Below are 508 nucleotides of genomic sequence, written 5' to 3'. Positions count from 1 at the left end.
TTACTCTTTCGGATCTTTGCCAGCAAGCAGGTAACCGCTACTTTTGCGCCACCTTAGAAAAAATCACTATCTATCCGCAGATTAACATTGCTTTATCCTGCTCCATGGTGCAAAGCACCGCTGGAAATTTCAGCCAATTGGGAGGAGGATAGAATGCAGATCGATCGTAATGAGAAAGAGGTTGCTGACGCTGTGGACGCGGCAACCGTACTACCGGACAGGAGAAGCGCATGTATTACACGTTAGGAGATACCACTCTCCATTTTTATCGCTATCAGTGCAAATTTTACGTCGCCCACTGGGAAGGGGGTAACGTGATGAGCGAAAAATTTAAATCGTTTATCGAACAGATCACTGAGAAGACCGGGCTGGATGCGAAACGCGTCGAGACCGCCGCGCGCGATTATTTTACTAACGTGGATTAACAGGCAGTGCTGTTCGTAAGAGACAAGCTGGTGCGGTAGCCGCGCAGGTTAACCCCACCTTTCACCGCCCGGACGCCTCCCGC

The 508-nt window shown here is 50.2% G+C and carries 1 protein-coding gene; it reads left to right on the top strand.

Going from position 1 to position 508, the window contains the following annotated elements:
- The first annotated feature begins 230 nt into the window (after positions 1-230).
- The gene (locus HMPREF9538_RS01990) at positions 231-425 is read left to right on the top strand and encodes a hypothetical protein (protein ID WP_004176404.1); all 195 of its coding nucleotides are present in this window, start codon (positions 231-233) and stop codon (positions 423-425) included.
- Positions 426-508 lie beyond the last annotated feature (83 nt).

The sequence above is a fragment of the Klebsiella sp. MS 92-3 genome (genome assembly GCF_000195655.1).
Lineage (GTDB): Bacteria > Pseudomonadota > Gammaproteobacteria > Enterobacterales > Enterobacteriaceae > Klebsiella > Klebsiella pneumoniae.
Note: the sequence above shows the minus strand (reverse complement) of the source record. Positions and strands in the feature narration are given on the sequence as shown.